The organism is Radiobacillus sp. PE A8.2 (assembly GCF_045635475.1).
GTDB lineage: Bacteria > Bacillota > Bacilli > Bacillales > Amphibacillaceae > JBJGXI01.
Window position 1 is genome coordinate 84,593 of sequence record NZ_JBJGXI010000008.1, and the last position, 21,641, is coordinate 106,233.

The window sequence follows — 21,641 nt, forward strand, 5'->3', positions numbered from 1 at the left end:
ACGTTATTGAAAAGCGAGGGTGGAACAGATGAGGGATGAATTTCACGCTTATGTAAACAAACAAATTAAGCTACAACCGACCGGAAGAGGCAGTTTAGATAAGCTAACATTCTCAGTTAAAGATGTTTTTTCCATAAAAGATTATGCAAGTAGTGCAGGAAATCCTGATTGGCTAAGGACCCACGATAAATCTAGAGAAAACGCTCCTGTTATTGAACAGTTGTTAGAGGCGGGGGCTACCTTATCTGGTACAACACACACGGATGAACTGATGTATAGTTTAAACGGAGAAAACTATCATTACGGAACGCCGGTTAATCCAAAGGCACCAAACCATATCCCTGGAGGCTCTTCAAGTGGTTCAGCAGTTGCTGTTGCGGCTGGTGATGTAGATTTTACTCTAGGAACGGATACAGGTGGTTCAGTGAGAATACCATCATCCTATTGCGGACTTTATGGTTTCCGACCGACTCATGGTGCAGTTGCGATTAGTGGTGTTATTCCACTTGCGCAAAGCTTTGACACAGTCGGATGGATGACAAAGGATATTGGAATGTTGCACAAGGTAGGTAAGGTGCTTATAAAAGATACAGGCAAGCCATGTGATCACATTATTTTCCCAGAGGATGCCTGGAGCCTGCTCAATGACAAAGAGAGTAGTGCTTTGAAAAGTGTTATATCCAACCTGCAATCGTTTTGTGACAATACACAGTCGGTTACGTTAGCACAAAATGGCCTGTTTGAATGGGCAGAAGCTTTTCGCATTATACAAGGATATGAAATTTGGCAAACGCATGGAGAATGGGTTAGTGATGTTAAACCAACGTTTGGTCCGGGGATTAAAGAACGGTTTATTGCTGCTGAGAAAATCAGTCAGCAGGCGCATGATGAGCAGCTTGATTTTAGACAGGAAATTATAAAAGAAATTGTTCAGGTGCTGGGAGAGACAGGTGTGCTAGTAATCCCAACTGCCCCTGCAGGTGCTCCATTACGAGATATGCCTAGTGATCAATTAGATGAACGCCGTAAGAAAACGATGCAGTTAACGTGTGTGGCAGGATTGGCAGGATTACCTCAAGTTACACTTCCGTTAACAGAAATTGACGGGCTTCCGCTGGGTATATCGTTGATTGCTAATCGAAACCAGGATTTATCATTACTAAAATTCGCTGAGGATTTTGTTAAGTTTGTTGATTCTTAAACTTCAGATTTGAAGTGAAATGCGTCGTAGTAGTGATTGCTAATCCGGCGCTGTGGAAAAATACGCCCTTTCCGCGGGGAAAGCTCTACTCCTCCTCCCTCGCAAAGAGCGCTCACTGCGGGGTCTTCAGACTGTTCCTTTCCCGCTGGAGTGGCGTATTTTTCCACAGCTTAGGGTGGTTTTCTGTTAAACACCTTTAATGAAGCGTAGTCCCTACACTTTGACTCCTGGAGCGACCGAGCCTAGGTCGTAACATATAGCGGGTGGGATTCCCGTCGAGCAAGAACTAGCCATTCACTCGTAGCGAGTCTTGGAGGGCAGGTGGTAACACGCTGCCTTTAAGCGTAGACAGCTAGGTAATGGGCCGTAAGCCAAGCGGTTGAAGGGATTGAGCTTCGAAAAGAAGTGCTAGATAGGAAGGCCGATGTTCTCAGGAGCACAGAAGGCAACATTATTATTTTCGGTAAAGGCGAGAGAATAATAACTTCCTCGGAGTCGATGACCTCGGCACGTTACACATTGATATGTTACGGCAACTCGGGAGAGCCTTTGGGTCTCTAACTGCAATAAAGTTAGAGTAATGACGAACAAGCGATAATAAAGTGAGGGCTGTCAAATGCCTAAAGGCAGTCGGATAGCGGCATAGTACCAATGAAGTCGGGTAACGCTGATGGAGGGAAGGCATGCGCTACCTGTCATTGCCCTTGAAAGGGAAACATTAACCATACACAGAGGTGGATATGTAATGGAAACGCAACTAACAAGGATAGCAGAATTAGCGAAAACAAATCACGACATGGTTTTCACTTCTCTGGCACATCTACTTAATGAGGATAACTTGAAACAATGTCATCACGAACTACCAAGTGGTAAAGCAACGGGCATCAAAGGGGTCACGAAAGAAGTTTATGGTATGGAGTTGGACGATAACATCAAAAGCCTTGTTGAATCTCTTAAGAAAAAGGCATATCGACCTGTACCTGTTAAACGCACTTACATCAACAAGCCTGGTACAACGAAGAAACGACCACTAGGTATACCGGACCACGAGGATAAAGTTGTCCAACGTGGCTTGACCAAAATACTGAACGCTATCTATGAGCAGGATTTTCTTGACAGTTCCTTTGGATTCCGACCGAATAGAAACTGTCATGATGCACTAAAGATTCTGAATGTGTACATCGAAAAGCGATACACCAATCATATTGTTGATGTTGACATAAAAGGTTTCTTTGACAATGTAAATCATGACTGGATGATGGAATTCCTTAAACATCGTATCAATGACCCAAACCTCCTAATAATCATCGCTAGATTTCTGAAAGGTGGTTATATGGAGGAAGGGAAATACTTTGATTCGGATAGAGGAACTCCCCAAGGGGGAGTCATTTCACCCGTGCTAGCCAATGTGTACTTACACTATGTGCTAGACCTATGGTTCGAGAAAGTGGTGAGAAAACAGTGTCGAGGACAAGCTTACATGGTTCGATATGCGGATGACTTTGTATGTTGCTTTCAGTACAAAAGTGATGCCGAAGGCTTTTACTCGTCTCTTATCAAACGGTTGCAGAAATTCGACCTGGAAATCGCAGAGAGTAAAACGAAAATCATTACCTTTGGAAGATTTGCGGAAGAAGATGGAAAACGTGCTGGAAGAGGCAAACCTGACACATTCGATTTTTTAGGCTTCACTCATTACTGTGGCAAAAGTAAACATGGCAAGTTCCGTGTTAAACGGAAAAGCAGTCGTAAGAAAGTGAACGCCAAGCTTAAGCAACAGAAAGAGTGGCTCAAAGCTAACCGAACCAAGGATATCAAAGATATTATGGATAGGTTAAAGAGATCACTTAATGGCTATTACAATTATTATTGTATCACGGACAATCTAATGGTAGTAAAGAGCTTTCTTTACCATGTTCAAAAGTTACTATTTAAGTGGATGAACCGAAGAAGCCAAAGGAAATCGTTTACTTGGGACAAATTCAATTTATTCCTTAGAAAGTATCCTTTGCCAGAACCTAAGATAAAAAAGAACATCTATGAATTAAAGAAAAGTTTGAACTATATTCTGTGAACGATGGTAGGAAGAGCCGTGTGCGGTAATTCCGCTCGCACGGTTCTGTGAGGAGTGAGGTAAATGCCACTAAACCGGCATTTACCCGCTTACTCGACCGGGACTAGCGGCGTAAGTGAGACCCCGGAGCGCGAAGGCGCGAGGAGGCTCACTAGCCCCCCGCGGAAAGCAAAGTGTAGGGACGGAGCGTGCACATGTAAGATCAGTGATCAGCTTTGCACTAAGACGCATATTAGGATAAATTGCGCAAGAACAGCCTTTAGATACTGCTCTATTTTTTAACCGACAGCTATCAAGGTTGAGTCGCATGCTAAGGAGATAAACATGAGATTATTGACAGTAATAATAGATGAAAAAGAACAGCTAGCCATTAAGTTAGGTGATAGCGTTACTTTAGTTGAAACGATTAATAAAACCGAAAATCGTAATTTTCCTATTATGTTAAATAAGCTTTTCATAGATAACCAGCTGCAAAAGTTAGGTGATTGGTATAACCAAACGAGTAAGGAAAAGCTATACTCGTATCCTTCGCTTGAAATAGCAGCTATAAGCTATACGGCTGCATCCTTACAACCGGGAAAGATTTTAGGTGTTGGGATGAATTACATGGAAACGGTTATGGAGTTATCTGGGAAGGCGCCGGAAGAAGATCCGGTTACATTCATGAAACCATTGACTAGTTTGATTGGAAACAATGATACGATTATGCTTCCTTCTGTTTCTAATCATGTAACGGCAGAAGGGGAACTGGCCATAATAATTGGAAAGACGTGCAAAGATGTTAGTGAACAACAAGCGCCGGCATATGTTGCTGGGTTGACTACGGCTATTGATGTAACTGCCAAGGACATTCATGCTGCCAATCCGAGGTACTTGCAGCGCTCGAAAAGTTTCGATACATTTTGTAGTATTGGACCAGAATTTATTACTCTCGATGAGTGCTCCGATTTACAATCGTTGCAAGTTGAAACGATACATAACGGTAATGTTATTCATTCTAATTTTGTTTCGAATATGATGTATTCGCCGTGGTTCATCGTCTCGTTCTTTTCTCAATCAATGACATTGATGCCTGGTGATATTATTTTGACAGGAACACCGGGATCGGTTTCTATAAAAAATGGCGATCAAGTCGGATGCAGTGTTTCTGGAATGCTGTCTTTAAAAAATAAGGTAGAATAGAGTAAAGGTGCTTGCTCCTTAAGGCACAAACACCTTTTACCATTTAATCAGATATATACACGTCTAACGCTGCTTGCAGTGCTTTACCCGTGTGCAATTTAGCGCCATGGCGTGTGAGTACTGCTTCTAATGCGCCAAGTACGAAAAGAATATTTTCTTTGCGACAGCTATAGCCCATCGAGCCTATTCGCCATATTTTACCGTGAAGTGGTCCGAACGAGCTGGCGATTTCAATGCCGAATTGACTTAATAGCATGCTCCTTACCGGCTCAGGGTCGATGCCTTCAGGTACAGTGACACAGGTAACCGTTGGAAGCTTACATTGTCTGTTTCCGTAAAGTTCTAATCCCATTGCTTCCAAGCCGGAAATTAAGGCGTGTTCGTTTAATTTATGTCTCGCGAATCGCTCCTCTAATCCTTCTTCTAATACAATACGAAGTCCTTCTCGTAATGCATAAAGCATCGAAGTAGCTTCGGTATGGTGGTTTAATCGTCGCGGTCCCCAATAATCTTGTAGCATACTGATGTCAAAATAATTACTTTTGATGGTTGGATGACTCATCGCTTCTTCGTTTTTTCGGTCTGCTTCTGTCGAGATTCCACGCTCTACTTTTTTTCTTGCATTTATTAATTTTTCTAATCGATGGTTATAAGTAATCGGGGACATTCCTGAAGGAACAGATAGGCATTTTTGCGTACCTCCTACAAGTCCATCAATATACCATTCATCTACTTTTACTGGTGTTCCACCTATGGATGCGACGGCATCAACGACAAGAAAAACATCTTCTTCTCTACATGCTTTTCCAATCTGATCAAGCGGCTGCATGCAACCAGTCGACGTTTCACCATGAACAATGGCGGTGATTTTTGGTTTTACTCGCTTTATTTCATCAATTACATCGTTTTGATCAAAAACCTCGCCCCATGTTGTTTCCATGATGTGAACTTCAGCACCATAGCGCTCACAAATCTCGGTTAACAAGTGGCCGAATCGTCCGAAAATGGGTACTAATACTTTGTCGCCAGGTTCAATAATGCTACAAAGTAATGCTTCGATACCTGATCTAGATGTGCCATCTACTGGGAAGGCCCACTGGTTTTTTGTTTGAAAAACTTCTCGTAACATTTCCATTACTTCATTCATAATCGTCGTAAATGCAGGATCAAATTGACCGACAATTGGTGTGCTCATCGCTCGAAGCACGCGCGGGTCAACTTCCACAGGTCCTGCTGTCATAATTGTCCGAAGTGGCGTGTTTAATTCCTTATAGCTCACGTGTTCTTCCCCCTCATACTATAGTCAATTTCCTCATAACGGAAAGATGCAAATAGCTGCCTGAGCTAATTGACTCATTTAGTAGGCTAATTCATATAAAAATGCTGCAAGAACGTCTACCCCATTTTGTAAATCTTCATTACTAGTAAACTCCTTTGGTGAGTGGCTAATTCCATTCACACTAGGTACAAACAGTAAAGCTGTCGGACAATAAGCGCCAAATACTTGTGCGTCATGCCCTGCTCCACTAATCATTTCTTGATAAGAGATTCCTAAATGTTCTGCTGCTGTCTTCATCATTTCTGTAAGCTCCGTATTCATGGCAACAGGAGATGCGTCCATCCATTTTGAAACAGAAATAGCTGTATCGGTATGTTTGGCAATTGCTTGAAAATGCGTGAACAGTTTCTCGCAAAATTGATCCACCATTTCCTGGTTGTAATGTCTAACATCTAGGGTGAAATCAACCTCCCCGGCAATCACATTTGGTACGTTAGGCTTCGCGTTAAGTTTGCCAACAGTCGCGACTAAATTCGGATCAAATTGAGACGCTTGCTCTGCGATATAAGAGATTAATTTAGCGGCGGCAGTCATCGCATCTTTACGATAGGACATTGGCGTAGTTCCGGCGTGATTACTTTCCCCAGTCACACAAACATTGAATCGTCTTTGACCAACAATGTGACTGACCATCCCGAGTGATTTTTGATTTCGTTCTAGTACAACACCTTGTTCCACGTGCAATTCAATAAAGTAACCAATGTCATCTCGTCTAGGAGAATGGTAGTTTGCGGGATTAAATCCTGCATCCGTCATCGCATCTATAAATGAAACATTGTCCGTGTCTTTTATCGTTGTTATATCATCAAGACTATACCGACCAGTAATGCTGCCAGATCCCCAAAAGGTAAGTGGAAAACGGCTTCCCTCTTCCTCACATAAGGAAACGACCTCAATGGTTTTCTTTGGCTGCCCATATGTTTTATATAAGTGTTTCACTGCTAGTAAGCTGGCAATAATACCGTACACACCATCATAAACCCCACCTTCAATAACAGTGTCAATATGGGAGCCAGTTACGATTTTCTTTGTTGCAGGGTCACTTCCTTCTAATCTCCCGAAGAGATTACCAACACTATCAAAGTAGGAGGAAAATCCCATCGTATTCATTTTTTGCTTTAAGGCATGCTGTGCGCAGGTCCATGATGAATTATATAATAAACGGTTAACCCCACCAGATTCGGATTGTCCAAAGGAAGCAAGCCATTTCACTAATGTTTCTACATTTTCCGTTTGTTGATGTGAAATAGATGTTCGAATTCCCATGAAGCGCGCCTCCTATCCACTATTTGATATATTCAGTTTATCAAGGGCTTTGATGTTGTTCATTGGTAAAAGTGTACGAAATAAAAGGATTTTTTGTGCTTCTTAACCAAATAATCTAAATATTTGTTAAAATACAAGTAAAGCAATTTAATAGGGGCGGATATAACATGAAACTTATCGAAGTGTTGAAGATACCGGCGTTGGAGGGTTCAATGGTAATTGCTGGAGCGGAAGGGCTACAAAAAGAGGTGCTTCATGTAAATATGATGGACGCCCCGGATATTATCGATTATTTAAAGCCAAATGAATTGTTAGTTACGACTGCATATCATTTAAAAGATGATCCAGGTCAGCTACATACATTAATAGAACTGATGGCGGAACATGGATGTGCAGCGCTTGGAATTAAAACACAACGTTTTTTAAAACAAATTCCAAAATCTGTGATTGATGTAGCTAATGCTAGGAACTTTCCGATTATCGAGCTTCCGATTCATAGTTCCTTAGGAGATATCGTTAATCAAGCTTTGAGTCATATTTTAGACAAACGTACCAATGAATTACGCTTTGCGATAGATACGCACAAGCAATTTTCACAGCATATTATCAGCGGTAGTGGCATCGAAAAATTGCTGAGAAATTTATCAGAGATGATTCGTTATCCAGTCGTATTACTTGATAAGCATGTAAAGCCAATTGCATTTTCCCATAAAGATAAAAGATATAGGGACATTGTTAAGGGATTGTATCGTAAAGACTCTGCTGTTTTCACGCCAGAAACTTCTTATTTTACATTCTCGACGTTACCTGATAAAGAAACCTATTCTGTTTATTCTGTGTACACATATGAAAAGACAGCAGGTTATTTGGTAGTCTTTGGTGAAATTCATGCAGAAGATCATGCAGCCATGTTAACGATCGAACAGGCGACGAACGTTATTTCTTTTGAATTAATGAAAGAAATTGCGTTACAACAATATTCGAGAAGAATAAGAAACGAGTTCTTTTTTAATGTGACGGAAGGTGCATTTTCATCTCAAGAAGAAATTATAAATCGAGCAAAGGAATTCAATTTAGCTTATGAACAAAAGTACCTCTGTGCGATTGGTAAGCTGGAAGTCAATGCATCTGCCGGAACCTTTACACAAAATCAGAGAGAATACGATAGCATTTTTGAATATTTGGAGGAAGAGCTGGCAGGTGTAACGGAGCGCTGTCACTTGTTTACACGAGGAGAGTTGTTTGTCTTACTTTTTGAAGTGGAAGATGCGACACAGTTAACATCAAAATCGGTAGTCAAGCAGCTAGAACAGCTTCAAATAAAGGTAACGGAACGCTATAAGCGGGTAATTTCGTTTGGGATTAGCAATTTTACACGCACCTTTTTACAAGTGAAAAATGCTTTTAAAGAAGCGCAGGACGCGTTATATGCCGGGGAAATGTCTGGCAGAGCAGGCTTTATACAAAGTTATCGCACAAAGGATGTTGTGGAATTATTACGTGCGGTTCCAAAGGATGATTTAACGGAATTTTATTATCACGTATTAAAACAGCTTGCTGGTGCACAACGGGATGATGAACAAACATTGCTAAATACGTTATTTGTCTACTTAGAATCACATTGTCAGATTTCTGAGACGGCTAAAAGACTTTTTGTACATCGAAACACGGTAGTTTATCGGTTAGAAAAATGTGAGGAAGTACTAGGTGGTCCGATAAATGATCCGGAAACAACCTTGCAAATTCGACTAGCTTTAAGGATAAAAACACTATTAAAGCTATAGAGTTGTTTTAGGTATTATGCTTATTTTCTGATTGAAAAATTGGTGATGATTGATAATGACATAGGTCTGTTGGTTACTTACTATTAATGAATAGGATGTACGATCGGCACATAAACAGATAGGAGCAGATATATGGTGCTAAGCATGGACGATTTAAATCAATTGGATAAGGATCAATTTGTACATGAACTGGGAGATGTTTTTGAGCATTCACCGTGGGTGGCGAAAAAGGCAGTAGCTTTTCGCACCTTTTCTTCATTGCAGGCACTTCACCAACGGATGGTGGAAATTGTAAATAATGCACCATTTGAAGAACAATTAGAATTAATTAGAGCTCACCCCAATTTAGGTGAGAAAATCGAGATGAGCGATGATTCTACGAAAGAACAACAAGGTGCAGGTTTGCAAAATCTAACGGTGGAAGAATACAATAGCTTTCAATCGTTGAATAAAGCATATATGGAAAAATTCGGCTTCCCATTCATTTTTGCAGTAAAAGGGAAAAACAAACATGACATACACGATGCGATGAAGAAACGAGTCAATCATACAGAGGAAGAAGAATTCGAAACAGCTTTATCAGAAATCTACAAAATCGCACTGTTTCGTTTACAAGCGAAAATAGCAGAAGATGACGTTAGGGGTGTTTGAATGGCGGGATTAACCACACATATCCTAGATGTAACGCATGGTCAGCCAGCGGCAAATACAACAATCGAACTTTATAGATTGGAAGGTTCACAAAGAAACCATATTAAAACGAAAAAAACGAATAGTGATGGTAGATTGGATGAACCGCTACTGACAGGTGATGAATTGGAGATAGGTGAATATGAGCTTGTCTTTCACGTTGGAGCTTATTTTAAGGCGAAAAAAGTACCATTAGCTGAACCGGTCTTTTTGGACAAAGTGCCGGTCCGATTTGGTGTAAGTCAGGTGAGGGGACATTATCACGTTCCGTTACTAGTTTCGCCTTGGGGATATCAAGTGTATCGAGGAAGTTAAAAGAGGAAAGAGGTTATCATAAGCTGGATAACCTCTTTCTGTAGAGAGTGAATTTACTTTGGTTCAAGATTGATAAACTGGTAGTACTTTTTTACCAGAAAAACAACGGAAGTAAAGAAACACCAAGGATCGTTCCTAGAGCAACGCCCCATCCAAAACCAGGTCTAGGTCCCCAAAATCCATAGCTGTAACCGCCTAGGTTACGGGATGGTAATGGTCTTAAAAAAACATGTGAGTTATTTACTCGATCGACGATTCCTCGATGCACCTGTCCATCACGTGTGCGAATTGCTACCGGACGGCCCTTACACCGATTACATACCTCTGCATAATGTGACATAACGAAAGTCTCCTTTCCAATGTGCTCATTAACTATCATATGTCACGAATTACGATTCGTATGGGAAAACTGTGCTAAGGCATGTGCACATATTTATCGGTAGTTAGTTTAATCAATCTCATAATACTGATTTTTAGCTAGCTGTATAAGGTAATTATGAAATTGACTCAGTTGTCTGAGAATAGAGAACCTTCTAGTATGACTTCGGAAGATAGAGCTAAAAGTTCATTCATCGACGTTTCATGTTTCTCCGTATAGGAGGAAACTAGATGAAAACCGGCATTGTATCCGAGCCATTTAGGTATATTACCTTTGCCATACATGAAAAGTTCATGCCGTTCGTCAGATTTTTTAAGAGAAAGGTTAGAGGACAACCATTTCTCCCAATACTTTTTCGCTAGCTCAGTATCATATAATGACGTCCATTTACCGAGGTACTTTTCACCTACAAGATCTAGAACAGCATATTCTGCTAGCCCTTCTAAAACAATACCGTCCAGCAGGTTTAGCTCGGATTCCGATTTTTCGAGTGCTTGTAGTCTGCATACGTGATTGTACTCGTGCGTGACGAGTGCTTTCAAACGTAGATTGTCAGTCTCTTTAGGTAAAAATAAAATACACTTATCTAGGTAGCTTAAGCCATTTACTCCATGTAGCTCCATTTGCAGATACGTGTTTTGATGATCTGATGGGAATATCATGATAGGTACATCTGGACCATCCCACTTTTTTCTTAAATAAGATATAAGTTTGGTTGTTTTGTTCCAATAATTTTGGGTGAAAAATGCTTTAATTACTTCTTTATCTGATCGTGAAGGTGCGAACATGCCGTGATTTAACAAATGAAGATGAATGTCATAGGCGGTTGCATCCTGAAAGTAAGAAGTTAAACTCTTGCATAAAAAATCCTGCTGTATTTGAAAGTCTTCTTTGCGGGTATTTTTCTTACTTTTAATATAATCCTTCAGCCATTCATTCGTAGCAAGTACACTCAAAAAATTACCTCCTTACTTTTGACAATAGTAAATGCGGGCACCTGTTTGGTCATGATACTTTTCTGTAAGTTGCTGATGCTGCATTAACCAGTGAAATGTTGTTTCATCAATACTTTCGTCCAAAGCATATTCGGCGGAATGCGTTTGGTTAATAGTGGGATTTGTTACACGGACATTAGAAAAGCCAGCTTCAGTAAGCTGCTGCACCCATTCTTGCTCCTCCCACACTTGCGTAAATCCATAAAAACTAGTGAGCTCGTTTATTTGTTCATCATCCAGTGGTGATTGCTTTGTAATTTCAATCATGATTAATTTGCCGGAAGAAGCTAGTACTCTATGATATTCTTGTAATGCTTCTGGAATATTTGTAAATGCTGTAACCGACTCAGACAATACATAATCAAACGATTGATCAGGAAAAGGAAGAGATTCTGCTTCTCCAACAACTAACTTAGCTTTTGATTTCTGTTTAGCTATTCTTTTTTGGGCTTTCGTAATCATTCCTGCATGACGGTCAATTCCAGTTGTAGCACAATTGTAATGGCTGGCAATATACTCAATCGTCTGGCCAGTGCCGCAGCCGATGTCGAGTATTTTAGATGCCGCATTAATATCTTCATTCCTTAATAAATCTTTTGTTAACTCGAGACTTCCAGGATGTGCGCCTCCGATACCAAAGGAAGCAAGAAAGTCGGTATAAGTGAAATTCATATAAAAGGACTCCTTATCGATTTTACTGATAATTTATGCATGCACACTTGAGTTGGGAATAGTAGTTATAAGTTTTGAAAAGAATCACCTATTATTTAACAAATGGGGTGTGTTAGTATATTAGTAGATTAGTCAATTTCATAATAATGAATTTTAGCTATTCACATCATATTAAACTGTCTCCAAACAATATGTGGATGATAATTATGAAATTGAATCAGATAAGACATAAAATAGAAGGTGATGACCATTACGGAAAACGAGAATAAAGTACTTTCACTTCACGCGTTAACGAAGAACTATGGTGCCAAAATGATTTTAAAAGCGATTGACCTCGATGTCTACCGTGGTCAAATTATCGGCTATATCGGCCCGAATGGTGCTGGGAAAAGTACGACAGTTAAAATTATGCTCGGGCTTGTGGAAGGCTATCATGGGCAAGTAGAAATATTTGGTGAAGATATAAAAACCAGTGATGGTAGCTACAAAAGAAGAATCGGCTATGTCCCTGAAAACGCAGAGGTATATGATAACCTAACTGCATCTGAATATTTAACATTCGTTGGTGAGCTATACGGCATGAGCCCCGCGCAGGTAGAGCGCAAATCTAGAAGATTAATGGAGTTATTTGAGTTACAAGACGTGCTTCATACTCGTATTTCTTCATTTTCTAAAGGGATGAAGCAAAAGGTATTAATTATTTCGAGTTTGTTGCATGACCCTGATCTTCTTTTTTTAGATGAGCCGTTAAGTGGATTAGATGCAAACAGCGTGATGATCGTAAAGGAAATTTTAGCTCAACTTGCGGCACAAGGAAAAACAATCTTTTACTCCTCCCATATCATGGATGTTGTAGAGAAGATTAGTAATCGGATTATTCTTTTAGCGGATGGCAATATTGTTGCCGATGGAACTTTTGATGAGTTGCGACAGCAAAATAAGGAAGGTACGTTGGAAGAAATCTTTAATCAGCTAACAGGGTTTGATGAACACCAAGAAATTGCCGAACGTTTTGTTGCAGCTGTGCAAGAGGATGATACCGATGACTAACTTTAAATCGTTAATGTTTCTCGATTTATTTAAAGGGCTATTCCTAAAGCTCGGCATCGATTATCCTGTGATGCGGAGGATTCTACAAGTAAAATTAACGATGGATAGTCGTAGAGTACCGACTATTTTTAATCAACCGAATGCCAAGAAAAAAGAAGGCAATCAGTTTTTAAAATCATTAGGTATTTATGCTTTATTTGGTTTGTTTTTAGTTATCTTTATCGTGATGGGTGACAATTATATCTATCAAATGAGTATTACCTTTGGTGTTATCATGTTTATCGTGATGACGTCGATGATCTCAGATTTTTCTTCGGTGTTGTTAGATGTGAGAGATAAAACAATCCTGAGTACGAAGCCAGTCAGTAAACGAACGATTAATGCAGCAAAAACCTTACATATTTGCATCTATATGACGCTGCTAACCGGTGCACTGACAGCAATACCGTTAATTGCAGGTTTAATCAGACATGGATTCGTATTTTTTCTTGTTTTTTTCATAGAATTATGGTTGGTCGGAATGTTTATTTTAGTGGTTACTGCTTTAATCTACATAACGATTTTACGTTTTTTTGACGGAGAACGGTTAAAGGATATTATTAATTATGTGCAAATCTTGTTATCTGTTGGTATGTTAATTGGTTATCAAGTATTAGCAAGATCATTTGAAATCGTCGATCTTACTGTTAATTTTCAATATTATTGGTGGCATGCGTTTATTCCACCGATTTGGTATGGTTCGGTATTTGAATTAGTCAATGGCAATGTGAGTACGTATTCGATTATCTTTTCGATACTCGCAGTGATTGTCCCGTTTATATCGATTATCATTTACATCCGTTTGATTCCGACATTTGAGCGTAATCTGCAAAAGTTAATGAGCCATACCGAGAAGGGTAAGAAAAAAGAATCAAGGATAGGAAGATTATGGGCGAAGTTACTTTGTCGTACACAAGAAGAAAGAACGTTCTTTCGGTTTGCTAGTCTATTGATGAAAAAAGAAAGAGATTTTAAGCTGAAAGTGTATCCTTCATTGGGGTTTGCCCTAGTGATTCCATTTGTATTTTTGTTTAATCAGCTTTATATGAGTACATTTGCAGAGCTTCGAGATAGCAATAGCCTATTTTTAGTGATTTATTTTTGCATCATTATGATCCCAACAGCGATCCTGATGTTGAAATATTCAGGCACATATAAAGGTGCATGGATTTATCGAGTCACGCCAATTAAGGATACGTCCGTTATTTATAGCGGGACATTAAAAGCATTCTTAGTAAAGCTTTTCCTTCCCATATACGTTATTTTGAGTATTATCTTTGTTAGTATTTTTTCATTTCGGATTTGGGAAGATTTAATTATCGTACTAATCGTTTCGTGCATCTATACAGTTATATGCTTTAAAGTGTTAAACCAAACAACCTTGCCATTCACGCAATCATTTGATGCGATCCAGCAAAGTGAGACGGGGAAGATTTTTATGCTCATGTTTATCATGGGTGGATTTGCGATCGTGCATTATATAAGTACAATCATTCCGTTTGGTACGTATATTTATATGGTAGTACTTTTGGTCGTTAATGTTTTTATATGGAAGAAGGCTTTCTCATCACGTAATAAGAGTTACTAGAGTTAGATAATTTAGTTAAAAGTGTCAATTTCATAGTTATTTTACACAGCAATTCAAATACACATATGGTTTGGGGGAGCATTAACCCAACTATATGTGTATTTGGTTTGATAACGTTTTTTAGATGGTGATTTTTCATATTTATATAAAAATTGACGTAAACTGACTGGTAGTGAATAAACATATTTTCATTTTACGTGTAGTGTAGTAACATAGGATAAATTGTTAAAATATTTAGTCTAATACAAAGTGAGTGATTTTGGTGGAGGAAAAAGAATTAGAGTTATTACAATTACTTGAAAAAAACGGTAGAATGGAAGCAGAACAAATTGCGATAATGATGGATATAAGTGTAGAAGATACGAAGCATATGATTAAAAAGCTAGAAGATGAAAATGCCATCCTTGGATACTCGGCACTTGTAGATTGGTCAAAGGTACTCAAGTATGAAGGTGTTACTGCGATGATTGATGTAAAGGTTACCCCGGCAAGAGGTGTCGGTTTTGATAAGGTTGCTGAAAGAATATATCGATTCCCGGAAGTTAAAGCAGTTTATTTAATGTCAGGTGCTTATGATTTATCTGTTTCGATTGAAGGTACAACGATGATGGAAATTAGTCGTTTTGTATCAGATAAATTATCTACATTAGATGCGGTTATTTCTACTACAACCCATTTTGTTTTGAAAAAATATAAGCATGATGGCATTATCTTTGAAGATGATGACGATGAGGATAAAAGAATCTTGGTGTCACCATGAAAAGTCAGCAAACGTCATACCTTTCAAAGACAGTGGAAGATTTGCAGCCATCAGGGATAAGAAAGTTTTTTGATTTGGCATCACAAATGGAAAATGTCATCTCTCTAGGAGTAGGGGAGCCTGATTTCGTTACACCGTGGAATGTGATCGAAGCAAGCTATCATTCCTTAGAGCGAGGATTAACTGCATATACAGCTAATGCTGGTTTGTTGGAACTTCGTGAGGAAATTAGTAAATACTTGCATGTGAATCATCACGTAGACTATGATCCGAAAACACAAGTCTTAGTTACTGTAGGAGCTAGTCAAGCGATTGATTTAGCGCTACGAGCGATTGTTAATCCTGGTGATGAGATCATCGTTGTTGAGCCAGGATTTGTTTCTTACGCACCGGCAGTACGTCTAGCTGGTGGAAAACCGGTTATTATAAATACAACACCAGAAACTGCTTTTAAATTACAGCCTGAACAATTACAAAAGGCAATTACACCACGTACGAAGGCAGTTATGCTATGTAATCCAAACAATCCAACAGGTACTTATTTATCAAAAAGTGACCTGGACCAAATTGGAGAAGTTATTGAAAAGCATGACTTACTCGTTTTATCAGATGAGATTTATGCAGAGTTAACATACGATGACACATATACGAGCGTTCCAACCATCAAAGGTATGATGGAGCGCACAATATTAATTTCAGGTTTCTCAAAAGCCTTTGCAATGACGGGCTGGCGATTAGGTTATACCACAGGGCCAAAGTCAATCATTGAGGCAATGACAAAAATCCATCAATATACGATGATGTGTGCACCAACGATGGCACAGCATGGAGCAATAGAAGCGTTAAAAAATGGTGGGAAAAGTGTCAGTGATATGAAGCAGAGTTATCGCCAACGTCGTAACTTTGTCGTGGACGGACTAAAGAAAGCTGGACTATCGTGTGATTTACCTGGAGGAGCATTCTATGTTTTCCCTTCGATTGCTAGTACAGGTTTATCATCCGAACAATTTGCCGAGCAATTATTGTACCAAGAAAGAGTCGCAGTTGTGCCAGGTAATGTTTTTGGTGAAACAGGTGAAGGATATGTTCGTTGTTCTTATGCTGCGTCATTAAAACAGCTAGATGAAGCAATGAAACGGATCAAACGATTTGTTGAACAATTATAAAAGGAGTTATAAGGCCATGTTTGTGGTCTTATAACTCCTTTTATATGTATAAATTAAGCAGAGGAGTATAGCTTTAGCTCCGCCTCGTGGTCCTAAGCTTATCGGTGGAGGTCTGTCTAGCTTCGTCTGGACGCGGCGTGGAGGTTACCGGGGATCGATCGGACCAATTGATTTTGGGGTATTTGGGGGATTGCACCACACATCAGGATAATTGCACCGTTCGGGAGGTTGATTGCACCAGACTGCGTGATAATTGCACCAAACAAGCAGCTAATTGCACCACAACGCATAAACGAGCGCCCTGAGCTTTTCATATCCTGCCATCAGGTGCTTTTAACCTAGCAATCTAGGTTAATAATAAGGTAGAATTATAGTAGAATTTGTAGAAACTAACCCTTACAGGAGAGTGAGTCGATGAGTATAGAGAAAAAGCCAAGTAGGTTTGCGCTGAAGCTTATTTTGACACCGATTCGAACTTTTTTGGAAAGTCGTTCAGAAATTGTGGTTGAAAAAAATGACACGTTAACCATGAAACCTCCTTATATCATCTTGTCGAACCATGTTACGAATTGGGATATGTTCTTGCTTAACTGTTATGTAAAAGATCCAATTTGTTTTGTAGCTAGTGATTCCTTATTTAGGCATCCGCTTTTAAAGCGTGTATTAAACTATGCGGGCGCCATCCCAAAAACGAAATTCAAAAATGATGCGAGTACGATTCGGGCAATCATGAAAGCGAAGAAGAATAAGCGAGCTATTGCGATTTTCCCTGAAGGAAATCGTAACTGGGATGGTAGTACAGAACCAATCATTTACACGACGGCAAAGCTTGTTAAATCGTTGAAAATTCCGGTAGTTGTCGCAACTATAAGCGGTGGTTACCTTAGTCATCCAAGGTGGGCAGACTATCATCGTAAAGGTAAAATATCAATCTCGTTAACAAAGGTATGGGATGAAGAAGAACTAGCTAACGAAACACCAAAATCGATTGATGAAAAGCTAGCATTAGCACTCGGTCATGATGAAGTGAAATGGCAGCATGATAAAGGTTATGCTTATCAGGGTAAAGCACTTGCTGAGCACATCGAACGATTACTATTTATTTGTCCACACTGTAAGGAAATAGGGGAAATGCGTTCTAATCAAGATTTGGTAGATTGTCAAAGCTGTGCTTATAAAGTTCGTTACACCCCTTATGGAACGTTTGAACAAGTAGAAAAGCCGGTTACTTTTGCAACGCCAAGAGATTGGCATCAGTGGCAACTATCCTATATGGAAAAGACGATAGATAGTGGAAACTTAAGTCAAAGTTGGCAGGGCGCAATGAAGGATCATGTGAAATTGTATGTTTCAGAGGAGCGGCAGCCTTTCCAATTCGTGTCTTCAGGAACGCTATCGGTGGTAGATGATAACATGAGTTTTCAAGCAGATAAGGGAGGAAATCATAGCTTCGAACTTGAACATATCGAAGGTTTAAATGTTCAACTTCATCATAAATTGGACTTTTATTATCACAACAAAATGTATCGTGCCATCTTTTATCGACCTGAAACTTCTGCATACAAATGGTTGAAAACAATTCAACTGTTAGGATTGTCAGAGAACAAGAAGGTGAGGGAAAAAGTTGAGTAATTCATGGGAGTTTATTATTGATTTTACGTGGTTGTCATTATTTATCGCTGTAGCAGCTGTATTAAAAGCAAGAATTCCTGCTTTACAAAGATTTATCATACCAACGTCAATGATTGCTGGATTTATGGGTTTAATTGTTGGTCCAGAAGTGATTGGCTGGATTAGCTTTGATTTAGACAGGTTGGGTGATTTAGTTTACCATCTGATGGCAATTGGGTTTATTGCATTATCTCTTAAGGAACGTAATGTGGAGAAAAAACCAGGCATGTTAAATGCCGGCATGTTCATTGTTTCCACCTATTTAGTACAAGGTGTGCTAGGGTTTGGCATTTTACTAATTCTGATGATGACGATCTATCCTGATATTTTTCCGGGTGTTGGTCTGTTATTGCCGTTAGGATTTGGTCAAGGACCTGGGCAAGCCTATTCCATTGGAACGCAGTGGGAACAGCTTGGCTTAACTGGTGGAGGAAATCTCGGTTTAACGATTGCTGGAATTGGATTTATATGGGCAACGGTTATTGGTATTATACTTATGAATATTTTAACGAAAAACAAACGTTATACGTCCAATTCCACAAGCAATGCAGCGCATCATGATAAAGTAATCGAAGAATTAGAACCAGATGAAATACCATTAAGTGATGCAATGGACAAGCTATCCTTTCAAATGGCACTTATCGGTGTAATTTATTTAGTGACCTATTTAACGATTGTAGGATTAGGAAATGTATTAACTCCACTTGGGACGTACGGAGAGACTTTTTCACAGCTATTAATGGGTTTTCACTTTATCATTGGTAGCTTATATGCCATATTGTTCCGCTGGATATTAAACCGCTTAAGGGATAAAGGTGTGCACTTGGAGCACAAACCTAACAACTATTTATTGCAACGGATCTCTGGTTTTTCGTTTGACTATATGATCGCAGCATCTATCTCGGCTATTTCGATTTATGCCTTAAGGGAGTACGCTTTCGTTGTTCTGCTGCTGACAACGGTTGGGGGAGCGGCAACTATTTTCTTTACGGTATGGCTTTGTCCGCGGCTGTTTCCACAGGATAAGATACCTAATGTTCTAGGATTCTACGGTATGCTCACCGGAACGATTTCGACCGGAATGGCATTAGTCAAAGCAGTAGACCCAAAATTCAAATCGAATGCAACCGAGAATATGGTAATGGGTAGTGCAACAGCGATTATGTTCGGGATTCCATTATTGCTTATATTAAATATACCGATCGTTGGATACGTGGAACAGAAACCGATACTTTATGTGTATACTTTTTTTGCGCTAGTCGCCTACTTGTTTATGCTAATGACGATTATGCATTTTAGGGTGAAGAAACAAAAATGATAATCAGAGGGAGCATTAAGTGTTTATTTCTAAGATGTTCAATACGGTAAATAAATTAGAAAAATACTGAAAACATTAAATCAAATCAAATACCGACATGGTTAATTATGACTATGTAAGTTGTGTCGTGAAATAGTTCATACTATATATTCTAGGTAAAATGTATTATAAAATATATGTTTAACGTTAAAAATGTATAAATTTACTATAAAAATTATCATGAATTGTCGAAATTACACGACTTTTGACCTATTTTAAAATGTGGATGTCTGCTTTAGTATAAGTTTAAGAGATTTAGTCGGAAAATTTTATATTTCCTGCATCTCGATAAAGGCAAACCTGGTGAAAGCCAGAGACGCAAAGCTATAGGGGCTTACGTGTAGAAATACACGGTGCCAGCCAGTTACCGAAAGAACAGGGAGTAGTTTAATCAACTTGGATAGTTTTAGAGATTACATGAAAATGTAATGCTAACTCTTAAATTGTTGATTAACTACAGTAATAACCCCGCTTTCGGTAAAGGCGGGGTTATTTTTATTAATCGGAGGTGAAGCATTGAAGTTAGTTAACCTGAGTAATGATCAGGTAATCGCTGAGCAAATTGGACAAGCCTATTCCTTCTTCAAACGACTGAAGGGGCTAATGTTTACAGATCAGCTTAGTCTAGGAACAGGATTACACATTAAACCCTGCCAATCCGTCCATACTTACTTCATGAATTACTCCATTGATATTTTGTACGTGAACAAAAACAACATAGTCGTTGCTATCGACGAGGCTTTGGAACCAGGGAAAGTCGGAAAACGTTATGCAGATGCGGTTTCTGTAATTGAATTACCAGCAGGAGCAGCAAAGAAATCATTAACTAGAGTTGGTCATAATTTAAATTTTATATTATAAAGGGAGAGATTCTAAATGTTGAACAAATTAAAAGGATTGTTTATTGAAGAAGATGGACAAGGTATGACTGAGTATGCGATCGTGTTGGGTGTTATTGCTGTTGGTGTGGTTGCAATTATTACCTTATTCGGCAAACAAATAACAGCAATGTTTAAAGATGTAACAGACTCACTTACAGATGTATCTGGTGTAAGTTCATAATATTTTTAAAAAGGCAGCTTTACTTAAATAGTAGAGCTGTTTTTAAACTTTTTGTAACAGGGAGAGTGAGTATATGTTGCTAAATCTATTGTTATTCACAGTTCTATTAATCTGTGTAATTACTGACTTGCAAAGTAGGAAAATATATAATAAAGTGATTTTTCCAGCAATACTCATAGCTCTTCTAATAAATATGATCTTTCTAGGTTGGAACGGTCTTCTTATTAGTTTACTAGGGTTTATAAGTGGTTTAGCTCTACTTTTGATTCCATATCTGATGGGTGGCATGGGCGCGGGTGACGTTAAGCTGCTGGCGTTAGTTGGCGCAATAAAAGGGACATCGTTTGTATTGTACACAGGGTTTTACATGGCTGTAATTGGGTGTGTGATTGGTGTTCTAGTTTTGTTGTTCCGCAAGGGAGTTACACGACGTTTTAAACAAATGTTTTACTCCTTATGTGGAATCAGATATGGTTTGAAAATTCCATTGCTCCAGAAAGAAGGTTTGCAAACCACATATCCCTATGGTGTAGCAATTGCAGCAGGTGCGGTAATGGCGTTCTTTCTAAAAGGTGTGTTCTGGCTATGATCCGTGATGAAAAAGGTCAATCTATTGTTGAAACAGCGCTCGTTATCCCTCTCTTACTTTTATTAATAATAGGCATAGTAGATGTAGGTAAAATTATATACACGCATTCCACGCTGCAATATATTACACAACAAACTGCACGTGAAGCGACGCTAGGTAGAAACGTATCCGAATTAGAACAATTTGCTAACCAACAAGCAAATAACTCAAGAGTAAGTATACAACCAGACATAACATCTTCAGGTGATTCAGTAACTGTAAAGATTCAATCTGAAATAGAACCACTAATTCCGTTTGATAAGTTATTCCCATCAAATTCTATAACACTTTCATCTACTTCTACGGTAAGAATAGAGTGAGAGAATTTAAGCAATAACCGGAGGGAAAACGGAAGCTTCTTATTCCCCGAAACTATTACTACTAATACTTTATATAGGATTTAAACAAGGTATTTTCTAGCAA

The 21,641-nt window shown here is 39.0% G+C and carries 21 protein-coding genes and 1 riboswitch; of the genes, 16 read left to right on the forward strand and 5 right to left on the reverse strand.

Going from position 1 to position 21,641, the window contains the following annotated elements; genetic code table 11:
- Positions 1-28: 28 nt before the first annotated feature.
- The 3 genes from ACI6MV_RS06545 (at position 29) to ACI6MV_RS06555 (ending at position 4,457) form a co-directional block, all read left to right on the forward strand.
- Positions 29-1,201, forward strand: a complete 1,173-nt coding sequence (locus tag ACI6MV_RS06545; RefSeq protein WP_407269449.1) for an amidase — start codon at positions 29-31, stop codon at positions 1,199-1,201.
- A gap of 745 nt (positions 1,202-1,946) precedes the next feature.
- Positions 1,947-3,275 carry a group II intron reverse transcriptase/maturase gene (gene ltrA, locus ACI6MV_RS06550; RefSeq protein WP_407269450.1) on the forward strand — a complete coding sequence of 443 codons (1,329 nt, stop codon included), beginning with the start codon at positions 1,947-1,949 and terminating at the stop codon, positions 3,273-3,275.
- Positions 3,276-3,599: 324 nt separating this feature from the next.
- Positions 3,600-4,457, forward strand: coding sequence for a fumarylacetoacetate hydrolase family protein (locus ACI6MV_RS06555; protein WP_407269451.1), 858 nt, complete (start codon positions 3,600-3,602; stop codon positions 4,455-4,457).
- A gap of 43 nt (positions 4,458-4,500) precedes the next feature.
- On the opposite strand, the gene ACI6MV_RS06560 is transcribed toward ACI6MV_RS06555, so the two are convergent.
- Complete coding sequence (locus ACI6MV_RS06560; protein ID WP_407269452.1) at positions 4,501-5,736, reverse strand: pyridoxal-phosphate-dependent aminotransferase family protein; 1,236 nt, start codon at positions 5,734-5,736, stop codon at positions 4,501-4,503.
- A 78-nt stretch (positions 5,737-5,814) separates the two neighbouring features.
- Positions 5,815-7,062 carry an allantoate deiminase gene (gene allC / locus ACI6MV_RS06565; protein ID WP_407269453.1) on the reverse strand — a complete coding sequence of 416 codons (1,248 nt, stop codon included), beginning with the start codon at positions 7,060-7,062 and terminating at the stop codon, positions 5,815-5,817.
- A 167-nt stretch (positions 7,063-7,229) separates the two neighbouring features.
- Between allC and ACI6MV_RS06570 the strand changes: the two genes are divergently transcribed.
- From ACI6MV_RS06570 to uraH, 3 genes are all read left to right on the forward strand, one after another.
- The gene (locus tag ACI6MV_RS06570; protein ID WP_407269454.1) at positions 7,230-8,846 is read left to right on the forward strand and encodes a PucR family transcriptional regulator; all 1,617 of its coding nucleotides are present in this window, start codon (positions 7,230-7,232) and stop codon (positions 8,844-8,846) included.
- 132 nt (positions 8,847-8,978) lie between these two features.
- A complete protein-coding gene (gene uraD / locus ACI6MV_RS06575) occupies positions 8,979-9,497 on the forward strand; it encodes a 2-oxo-4-hydroxy-4-carboxy-5-ureidoimidazoline decarboxylase (protein ID WP_407269455.1) in 519 nt (172 codons plus the stop codon).
- On the forward strand, positions 9,498-9,851 hold the full coding sequence (uraH, locus tag ACI6MV_RS06580; protein WP_407269456.1) for a hydroxyisourate hydrolase: 354 nt from the start codon (positions 9,498-9,500) through the stop codon (positions 9,849-9,851).
- Between the two features lie 91 nt (positions 9,852-9,942).
- Here the strand turns inward: uraH and ACI6MV_RS06585 are convergent, their stop codons facing one another.
- The 3 genes from ACI6MV_RS06585 to ACI6MV_RS06595 form a co-directional block, all read right to left on the reverse strand.
- Positions 9,943-10,191, reverse strand: coding sequence for a hypothetical protein (locus tag ACI6MV_RS06585; protein ID WP_407269457.1), 249 nt, complete (start codon positions 10,189-10,191; stop codon positions 9,943-9,945).
- 167 nt (positions 10,192-10,358) lie between these two features.
- Positions 10,359-11,186 (reverse strand): DUF2268 domain-containing putative Zn-dependent protease, encoded by an 828-nt coding sequence (locus ACI6MV_RS06590; RefSeq protein ID WP_407269458.1) that lies wholly within the window; start codon positions 11,184-11,186, stop codon positions 10,359-10,361.
- A gap of 12 nt (positions 11,187-11,198) precedes the next feature.
- Entirely contained in the window at positions 11,199-11,930 is a 732-nt protein-coding gene (locus ACI6MV_RS06595; protein ID WP_407269487.1) for a class I SAM-dependent methyltransferase, read from the reverse strand.
- Between the two features lie 210 nt (positions 11,931-12,140).
- On the opposite strand from ACI6MV_RS06595, the gene ACI6MV_RS06600 reads away from it, so the two are divergent.
- From ACI6MV_RS06600 to ACI6MV_RS06645, 10 genes are all read left to right on the forward strand, one after another.
- A complete protein-coding gene (locus tag ACI6MV_RS06600; RefSeq protein WP_407269459.1) occupies positions 12,141-12,947 on the forward strand; it encodes an ABC transporter ATP-binding protein in 807 nt (268 codons plus the stop codon).
- The gene (locus tag ACI6MV_RS06605; protein WP_407269460.1) at positions 12,940-14,574 is read left to right on the forward strand and encodes a hypothetical protein; all 1,635 of its coding nucleotides are present in this window, start codon (positions 12,940-12,942) and stop codon (positions 14,572-14,574) included. Before ACI6MV_RS06600 ends, ACI6MV_RS06605 begins: the two co-directional genes overlap by 8 nt.
- Before the next feature lie 262 nt (positions 14,575-14,836).
- Positions 14,837-15,334: an Lrp/AsnC family transcriptional regulator gene (locus tag ACI6MV_RS06610; RefSeq protein WP_407269461.1), complete on the forward strand. Its 498-nt coding sequence runs from the start codon at positions 14,837-14,839 to the stop codon at positions 15,332-15,334.
- Positions 15,331-16,500, forward strand: a complete 1,170-nt coding sequence (locus ACI6MV_RS06615) for an aminotransferase (RefSeq protein WP_407269462.1) — start codon at positions 15,331-15,333, stop codon at positions 16,498-16,500. Before ACI6MV_RS06610 ends, ACI6MV_RS06615 begins: the two co-directional genes overlap by 4 nt.
- Positions 16,501-16,914: 414 nt before the next feature.
- Positions 16,915-18,132, forward strand: a complete 1,218-nt coding sequence (locus tag ACI6MV_RS06620) for a lysophospholipid acyltransferase family protein (protein ID WP_407269463.1) — start codon at positions 16,915-16,917, stop codon at positions 18,130-18,132.
- A complete protein-coding gene (locus ACI6MV_RS06625; RefSeq protein ID WP_407269464.1) occupies positions 18,125-19,489 on the forward strand; it encodes a sodium/glutamate symporter family protein in 1,365 nt (454 codons plus the stop codon). The genes ACI6MV_RS06620 and ACI6MV_RS06625 overlap by 8 nt, the downstream gene beginning before the upstream one ends.
- A 322-nt stretch (positions 19,490-19,811) precedes the next feature.
- A riboswitch (cyclic di-GMP riboswitch) is annotated at positions 19,812-19,900 on the forward strand.
- 144 nt (positions 19,901-20,044) lie between these two features.
- Positions 20,045-20,389, forward strand: coding sequence for a DUF192 domain-containing protein (locus tag ACI6MV_RS06630; protein ID WP_407269465.1), 345 nt, complete (start codon positions 20,045-20,047; stop codon positions 20,387-20,389).
- Positions 20,390-20,404: 15 nt separating this feature from the next.
- Complete coding sequence (locus ACI6MV_RS06635; RefSeq protein ID WP_407269466.1) at positions 20,405-20,590, forward strand: Flp family type IVb pilin; 186 nt, start codon at positions 20,405-20,407, stop codon at positions 20,588-20,590.
- 73 nt (positions 20,591-20,663) lie between these two features.
- A complete protein-coding gene (locus ACI6MV_RS06640) occupies positions 20,664-21,179 on the forward strand; it encodes an A24 family peptidase (RefSeq protein ID WP_407269467.1) in 516 nt (171 codons plus the stop codon).
- The gene (locus ACI6MV_RS06645) at positions 21,176-21,538 is read left to right on the forward strand and encodes a TadE/TadG family type IV pilus assembly protein (protein WP_407269468.1); all 363 of its coding nucleotides are present in this window, start codon (positions 21,176-21,178) and stop codon (positions 21,536-21,538) included. Before ACI6MV_RS06640 ends, ACI6MV_RS06645 begins: the two co-directional genes overlap by 4 nt.
- The last annotated feature ends 103 nt before the right edge of the window (positions 21,539-21,641 follow it).

Coding starts and splice junctions, on each gene's coding strand:
- ACI6MV_RS06545 (WP_407269449.1), top strand. CDS start 29: ATGAGGGATGAATTTCACGCTTATGTAAACAAACAAATTAAGCTACAA.
- ltrA (WP_407269450.1), top strand. CDS start 1,947: ATGGAAACGCAACTAACAAGGATAGCAGAATTAGCGAAAACAAATCAC.
- ACI6MV_RS06555 (WP_407269451.1), top strand. CDS start 3,600: ATGAGATTATTGACAGTAATAATAGATGAAAAAGAACAGCTAGCCATT.
- allC (WP_407269453.1), bottom strand. CDS start 7,062: ATGGGAATTCGAACATCTATTTCACATCAACAAACGGAAAATGTAGAA.
- ACI6MV_RS06570 (WP_407269454.1), top strand. CDS start 7,230: ATGAAACTTATCGAAGTGTTGAAGATACCGGCGTTGGAGGGTTCAATG.
- uraD (WP_407269455.1), top strand. CDS start 8,979: ATGGTGCTAAGCATGGACGATTTAAATCAATTGGATAAGGATCAATTT.
- uraH (WP_407269456.1), top strand. CDS start 9,498: ATGGCGGGATTAACCACACATATCCTAGATGTAACGCATGGTCAGCCA.
- ACI6MV_RS06585 (WP_407269457.1), bottom strand. CDS start 10,191: ATGTCACATTATGCAGAGGTATGTAATCGGTGTAAGGGCCGTCCGGTA.
- ACI6MV_RS06600 (WP_407269459.1), top strand. CDS start 12,141: ATGACCATTACGGAAAACGAGAATAAAGTACTTTCACTTCACGCGTTA.
- ACI6MV_RS06605 (WP_407269460.1), top strand. CDS start 12,940: ATGACTAACTTTAAATCGTTAATGTTTCTCGATTTATTTAAAGGGCTA.
- ACI6MV_RS06615 (WP_407269462.1), top strand. CDS start 15,331: ATGAAAAGTCAGCAAACGTCATACCTTTCAAAGACAGTGGAAGATTTG.
- ACI6MV_RS06620 (WP_407269463.1), top strand. CDS start 16,915: ATGAGTATAGAGAAAAAGCCAAGTAGGTTTGCGCTGAAGCTTATTTTG.
- ACI6MV_RS06635 (WP_407269466.1), top strand. CDS start 20,405: ATGTTGAACAAATTAAAAGGATTGTTTATTGAAGAAGATGGACAAGGT.
- ACI6MV_RS06640 (WP_407269467.1), top strand. CDS start 20,664: ATGTTGCTAAATCTATTGTTATTCACAGTTCTATTAATCTGTGTAATT.
- ACI6MV_RS06645 (WP_407269468.1), top strand. CDS start 21,176: ATGATCCGTGATGAAAAAGGTCAATCTATTGTTGAAACAGCGCTCGTT.